Genomic DNA, 6,478 nt, shown 5'->3' on the forward strand with positions numbered 1-6,478 from the left:
TTTTGCACCATCAAGACGCACATAAGTTTATGAAAGTGCCAGTCTATCAATAATTAATAGAAAATGATTAAGGATAGATGAAGTATTTTCTTCAGTCAAAATCGGAACGTGAACAAATATGCAAGGAATTTTGATTTGATTTTGTTGCAAATAATCTAAGACTGAATAATAAAGTCCTTCACAGACAAATTTACCGCAGTCATGGCTAATCTGAACAGTTTCTATACCCTTGACTAACAGTTCTAAATCAACTGTTGTGTAGAGAACTCTTTGATGATTTTCAGCCGATGATATAGCTGTACTACTAGCATTTGATTCCACACTCAATTGAGTTCTTTTTTCTGCCATGCCACAACAGATTATTGCACCTGGCTGGATTTGACGGATTTTTTTAATTACCCGATTGCTAGCCAAAGAAACATCAACTGGTATCTGTTTTACAAAAGTTAAATAATCATCTGTTGGGTGAATTTTTTCGAGAGCAATCAACAAATCATTTGCAGAATTTGATTTTTGATCTGGAAGCCAAATATCAAAAGAAGTTAATAGTATTCTTCTCTTCATAAAAAATTTTATTTACAATAGAAATACCCTCCATAATAAATTTATCGGGAGCAGGCAAATGGCTGTAATTGCAATCGTAGATTACGAGATGGGTAATTTGCACTCAGTCTGTAAAGGATTAGAAAAAGCAGGAGCTATTCCAAAAATTACAGATTATTCTAAGGATTTAGAAAGAGCAGATGCCGTCGTTTTACCAGGTGTTGGAGCTTTTGACCCCGCAATGCGAAACTTGCGAAATCGAGGTTTAGAAGGTCCAATAAAATCAGTTATTGCATCAGGTAAACCATTCTTAGGTATTTGTTTAGGACTGCAAATTCTCTTTGAATCTAGTGAAGAAGGTATTGAAAGGGGATTAGGAATTATTCCCGGAAAAGTAAAACGTTTTCAGCCAGAAGCAGGAATTACAATTCCTCATATGGGTTGGAATCAGCTGGAAATAACCCAACAAAAATCAACTTTATGGGAACATTTACCTTCTAGACCATGGGTTTATTTTGTTCATTCTTTTTACGTCGACCCCATAGATCCAAAAATTTCTGCAGCTAATATTACTCACGGGAATCAAACTGTAACAGCTGCAATTGCTAAAGACAATTTAATGGCGGTACAGTTCCATCCGGAAAAATCTTCTAATATTGGATTACAAATTTTGTCAAACTTTGTGTCTCAGGTTAGAGAAAAAGTTATGGTTTAATACATTTATTTTCGACAACTTAGATTAAAATGTTGGGATATTTACGCCCACTTTAAATCATTACAGTTTCATGTTTGTGGTAACTTTACTTTTCTGTAATTGGGTTGAAGTGAGGCAAAGTTTGTGGTGCAAATTATCCCGAGTCCGAAAAAGATAAAGTATGAGTCTGAGAATTTACGGTAATCGTCAGCTGAAAACGCTACCAGGAAAAGAAACAAGACCGACGGTTGCACGTGTAAGAGAAGCAGTTTTCAATATTTGGCAGGGTACAATTACTGAATGTAGTTGGCTAGACTTGTGTACCGGAACGGGTTCGATGGGTGCAGAAGCTTTATGTCGAGGGGCGAGTTTAGTAGTAGGTATCGAAAAATCTCGCCGTGCTTGCAGCGTAATAAAAGAAAACTGGCAACAATTTGCTAACGACGAACAAAAATTTAAGATTTTACAGGGCGATCTACTATCGCAGTTAGAAAAACTTAAAGGACAGCAATTCAGTAGGATTTATTTCGACCCACCCTATGCAAGTGGTTTATATCAACCTGTCTTGGAAAAAATCTCTGTCAACCAAATTTTAGAACCGGAAGGTGAAATTGCAGTTGAACATAGTTCCAAGGATTGGACATCACCGATAATTTCTGGCTGGAGTATTTGCCGTGAAAAAACTTATGGTAGTACGGGATTAACTTTCTACAGGAATGGGGATTAGGGATTGGCGACTGGGGATTACCAATTACCATATGACGCTTACGCGTCACGCCTTGCTAACACTGCGTTAGCAGTGCGGCCGTACGTATACCAATTACCAATTACCAATTACCAATTAACACCTCGACAGATATCATAGCTGCCAAAACAGGTCATATTCAGATTCTAAATGAGTAAATTTTTAAACAAATATGAAGGGAGAACCTCAAGTAAAAAATATCAAGGGCGCAAGCAATTGCGCCCCAGTTAGTCCTGATATGACTTACAAACCTAGTTGGTTACCACGCTTGTACTGGTCATATGCTTTATAAAATAGTCCGCCGAGGGTGACGAAACACAAACCTAGAACAATTCCACAGAGTAAAGGTTCAACCACCAGACAACTCCTTTGTTGCGATTAGTAAACAAATTAATTCACGATTCTGATTCTACCAAATTGGGTTGTAAGGGCTTCATTGATAGATTTTCAGCTCTTAAAGAAACGAATAAAATTCCTCCACGCGCTTGCAGACAAAATCAAGAACTTTTAAGCTATGTGTATGAAATTAATATTTTCTGGCAAACCTCGACCATAGCAGCAAATCCGTTGGATAATCAGATCGCTAAACCCGAAGCTCTAATGCAGCGCATTTTTTTGACGGCTCTAGCCCTTGTGCTAGCAGTCTTATTGGTCGTTTTTGCAGTTAATTTGGCTCGGGCTTCCGATCCGTATATCAAAACAGTTTTGTCATTAGATGGCGATCCAGTTCAAGGACATGCTATTTTTCAAATTAATTGTGCTGGTTGTCATGGTTTAGAGGCAAATGGAAGCGTTGGTCCTAGTTTACAAGCAGTATCAAGACGTAAATCTCGTTTTGGGTTAATTAAACAAGTTGTCAGTGGTGAAACCCCTCCAATGCCAAAGTTTCAGCCTAATCCTCAAGAAATGGCTGACCTTTTAAGTTTTTTAGAAAGTCTTTAGATTGGGGATTGGGGATTGGGGATTGGCGACTGGGGATTAGCGACTGGAGATTAGTAACTTATAAACTTGTAACTAATCACGACTACCAATTACCAATTACCAATTACCCATTAGCAATGACAATAGAAGTTGATTACCGTTTCCCTGCGGGTGTAGATGCCCAAAAACAAGCCAAGATTATCGCCGTGGGGCAAACTGCAGGTACTTGGAATGCCCGTTTTACTGATCGCGAAGCAACTTTAAAATCCCATTTGGGAGAGGTTATCTCTGTTGAAAATGATGAAGTAACAGGTCAAAGTATCGCTACTATTCGCTTTCCGGAAAAAAATGTAGAAAATGATATTTCCAGCCTAGTGACGATGATTTTTGGTAAGTATTCCATGGCTGGTGCAGCAAAAGTTGTTGCAGTGCGTCTTCCAAAAGAATACGGTTTACAACCCCAATTTGGGATTACTGGTATTCGAGAAAAACTTGGCGTGTTTGACCGTCCTCTAATTATGGCGATTTTTAAACCTGCATTGGGACTTTCTGCTCAAGACCATGGAGGGATTTTTAAGGAAGTTGCTTTTGCAGGATTAGATATTATCAAAGATGATGAAATTCTCGGCGATTTGGATGTTGCACCAACATTGGAGCGCCTAAAGGCTTGTCGCCCAATTATTGATGCTGTGAAGCAGAAAACTGGACGTACTGTGTTGTATGCAGTTAATGTCACTGGTAGTGCTGACAAGTTACTAGATAAAGCACGTTTATTAGTTCGTGAAGGTGCAAACGCACTTTTAGTTAATGTTCTTTCCTATGGCTTTTCAGTGTTACAAGCCTTAGCTGCGGATGCAGAGATAAATGTTCCTATTTTTACACATCCAGCTTTTGCAGGAGCGATGTGTGCAGCCCCTAATTATGGTATGGCATATTCAGTAGTTCTTGGAACCCTGATGGCTTATGGTGGCGCTGATGCTGTGTTGTATCCCGCACATTACGGTAGTTTACCTTTTGATAAGTTGGAAGAAGCCAGAATTAGAGATATTCTGCGCGATCGCAATGTTTTTCCCGTTCCTTCAGCAGGTATCCATCCAGGTATTGTCCCCAAAGCCGTAAGTGATTACGGTCAAGACGTCATCCTGAATGCAGGTACTGGAATTATGGATCATCCCGATGGTCCTGCATCTGGGGTCAAGGCGTTTTTTGCAGCTTTGGAGCGATTCAATAAAGGTGAATCTTTTGATTTGGAAAACTTACCTGATGGGGTATTGCGAAAAGCAGTGGAAAAATGGGGAAATGGAAATTAGGTACAAAATCTGGTGGTGTGATTGGTAATTGGTAATTGGTAATTGGTGATTGGTAATTGGTAATTGGTAATTGGTGGTTACACTTTAACCGTGTTTACTTAATTTTTACTTATCGAGTTAATATCAAGGATCATTTGCGGTGTCTTCAATTATTAGACTTGCTACAGAAAGTGATGCTGTGCAAATTTTAGATATTTACGCCCCTTTCTGTAACGATTCATCATCGGTGGTATCTTTTGAAGTTGAACCACCTAGTCAAGATGAAATGATGTCTCGCATCAACTCTGTTTTACAACAGTTACCATGGCTAGTTTGTGAACAAAACGGTCAAGTATTAGGTTACGCTTATGCAGGACTTCACAGACAACGAGCGGCTTATCAGTGGTCTGTTGAGGTCAGCGTTTATATTCGCGATACAGAGCGTCGTTCTGGTATTGGACAAGCTTTATATACTTCGTTATTTCAAATTTTAACGCTTCAGGGTTATTTTAATGCCTATGCTGGTATGACTCTCCCCAATCCAGGTAGTGCTCGACTTCATGAAAAAATGGGATTTAAACCAATTGGAACTTATCACAGAGTTGGGTACAAAAATGGTGCTTGGCGTGATGTTGCATGGTACGAACTTTCATTGCAACCACTGGTTAGTAATCCAGAACAACCACAAAATATTAATTTGACACGTAATTCTACTGAGTTTAAATCTGCTTTAGAAAGTGGTATTTATTTGCTGAGATAGCGCCGCTATGGGGAAGTAAAAAGTTAAAAGTCAAAATTAAAAAGTCAAAAAGCTTATAATTTAGGCGTTTTAGTGATTTTTAATCGACACTCTATTTCAAACTAACTGTACTACTACTATGTAAAATTTGTTTTGATTGATTCTATGTATAAGTGAATAAACGTAATTTTTAATGGATATTTTAGCTATTTTTTTAGCTTTGTTTTATTAATAAACCATCAATCCTTCACCCAATATCGTCTCCTAATTTTCTAAACTGTGTTTGGATAACAAACATGAGATACGACCAAAAACAGTTGTATTCGTAAAAATAAAAACTTGTAACCAAACCAAATCTTAGAAAATTTTAAGTTTAGAAAATTCTAAGTTTAGAAAAACTTAAGTATAAAAAATCAAATTCTGAGGAGACCGGAAGATGAAAAGTGCTGTTAAAAAATTGTTGCTCGCTACATCAATTGCTGCTGGTATGGGTGGAATGTTTAGTGCTCCAGCACTTGCTGATAGCTTGAAAAGTGCTGAGATAGGCGGCTCTGCACCGACAGATTATTATGTATATGATTCTGATGGTACCAATACATCTAATAATGACGATAAAACTCTAAAAAATGTTCAAAAAGCTTTAGGGGGTAATACAAAAAATCCTGGAGGTAACGTAGAGTTAGCAGCAGACAGCGAGAAAGTTGGATTTGATTTTTCCAAGAATACTACTTTAATGGGTCAAATTGGCGGTCAAGATATTACTTTGAGCAGCCTAACGTATGATGACTGGATGAGTAAAGATGCTAGTGGTATGAGCTTTGCTCAACGTTGGTTTGATGAAGCTTTGATCGCAAATGGATTTGGAAGTTTGCTTCAAATAGATTCCTTTAATAAATTCATTGCTTACAGGACAGGACTTTCCATGTTTATGAATGAAGGAGGCTTGCAACGCTTTAGCGATCCAAATATTTCTTACGTCAATCAAGATAGTAGTACTGGTTTAATTAGCATTGGATTAGCAGGTCACTTCGATGCAACCGATATGTTAATGAGTAGCTTGAATTCTACTCCTTTTGGGGGATTAGTAAATTCATTCCGTAATGGTTCTGGACCAATCCAAGCGAGTGAAGTTGTAAAAGTCACTTATAATGGTGCCACTAAGTTTCTCTACAGTTTTGAGGCTACTAAATCTGGGTTATTTGAAAAAGGTGATGGTGTATCCCACAATGGTAATTACGAAGTGACACTCAACGGTGTAAAACCAACAGCAGTACCAGAACCCTCTGTCATGTTAGGTTTATTAACTGTTGCAGGTATGGTTGTTTCCCAACACAAAATGAAAAAAGCTTAGCGAGGAAACACTAAGCAGTATACCGGTGTATGTTTGTTTAATCTATATTTTCACTTTCCGAAAACAAAAATTGAAGGTAATGGTCAAACATTAAACTAAGGTTGGAATATCATTTAACACTACAATACCTTCGCCAAAAAAAGAGTATGAAAAATAGGGCTGATGTAGTAGAGTTATTGTCTCTCACAACGACAAC

The 6,478-nt window shown here is 37.9% G+C and carries 8 protein-coding genes; 6 read left to right on the forward strand and 2 right to left on the reverse strand.

Annotated features, from left to right (window positions below; translation table 11 throughout):
* Positions 1–27: 27 nt before the first annotated feature.
* Complete coding sequence (locus BC008_RS40300; protein ID WP_027842723.1) at positions 28–564, reverse strand: pyroglutamyl-peptidase I family protein; 537 nt, start codon at positions 562–564, stop codon at positions 28–30.
* A gap of 58 nt (positions 565–622) precedes the next feature.
* Here BC008_RS40300 and hisH point away from each other — a divergent pair, with 58 nt between their 5' ends.
* The gene (gene hisH, locus BC008_RS40305; RefSeq protein ID WP_027842724.1) at positions 623–1,258 is read left to right on the forward strand and encodes an imidazole glycerol phosphate synthase subunit HisH; all 636 of its coding nucleotides are present in this window, start codon (positions 623–625) and stop codon (positions 1,256–1,258) included.
* A gap of 160 nt (positions 1,259–1,418) precedes the next feature.
* Positions 1,419–1,964: a 16S rRNA (guanine(966)-N(2))-methyltransferase RsmD gene (gene rsmD, locus BC008_RS40310; protein WP_027842725.1), complete on the forward strand. Its 546-nt coding sequence runs from the start codon at positions 1,419–1,421 to the stop codon at positions 1,962–1,964.
* A gap of 261 nt (positions 1,965–2,225) precedes the next feature.
* On the opposite strand, the gene petG is transcribed toward rsmD, so the two are convergent.
* The gene (gene petG, locus BC008_RS47160; protein WP_072207778.1) at positions 2,226–2,339 is read right to left on the reverse strand and encodes a cytochrome b6-f complex subunit V; all 114 of its coding nucleotides are present in this window, start codon (positions 2,337–2,339) and stop codon (positions 2,226–2,228) included.
* 210 nt (positions 2,340–2,549) lie between these two features.
* Here petG and BC008_RS40315 point away from each other — a divergent pair, with 210 nt between their 5' ends.
* The 4 genes from BC008_RS40315 to BC008_RS40330 all read left to right on the forward strand — a co-directional run bounded on the left by BC008_RS40315 (position 2,550) and on the right by BC008_RS40330 (position 6,282).
* Positions 2,550–2,924, forward strand: a complete 375-nt coding sequence (locus tag BC008_RS40315; RefSeq protein WP_058184089.1) for a c-type cytochrome — start codon at positions 2,550–2,552, stop codon at positions 2,922–2,924.
* Positions 2,925–3,040: 116 nt separating this feature from the next.
* Positions 3,041–4,213 (forward strand): RuBisCO large subunit C-terminal-like domain-containing protein, encoded by a 1,173-nt coding sequence (locus tag BC008_RS40320; RefSeq protein WP_027847074.1) that lies wholly within the window; start codon positions 3,041–3,043, stop codon positions 4,211–4,213.
* Between the two features lie 139 nt (positions 4,214–4,352).
* On the forward strand, positions 4,353–4,952 hold the full coding sequence (locus BC008_RS40325) for an arsinothricin resistance N-acetyltransferase ArsN1 family B (RefSeq protein ID WP_063800826.1): 600 nt from the start codon (positions 4,353–4,355) through the stop codon (positions 4,950–4,952).
* A 415-nt stretch (positions 4,953–5,367) separates the two neighbouring features.
* On the forward strand, positions 5,368–6,282 hold the full coding sequence (locus BC008_RS40330; RefSeq protein WP_027846941.1) for an NF038130 family PEP-CTERM protein: 915 nt from the start codon (positions 5,368–5,370) through the stop codon (positions 6,280–6,282).
* The last annotated feature ends 196 nt before the right edge of the window (positions 6,283–6,478 follow it).

The organism is Mastigocoleus testarum BC008 (assembly GCF_001456025.1).
In the GTDB taxonomy this organism is placed as follows: Bacteria; Cyanobacteriota; Cyanobacteriia; order Cyanobacteriales; family Nostocaceae; genus Mastigocoleus; species Mastigocoleus testarum.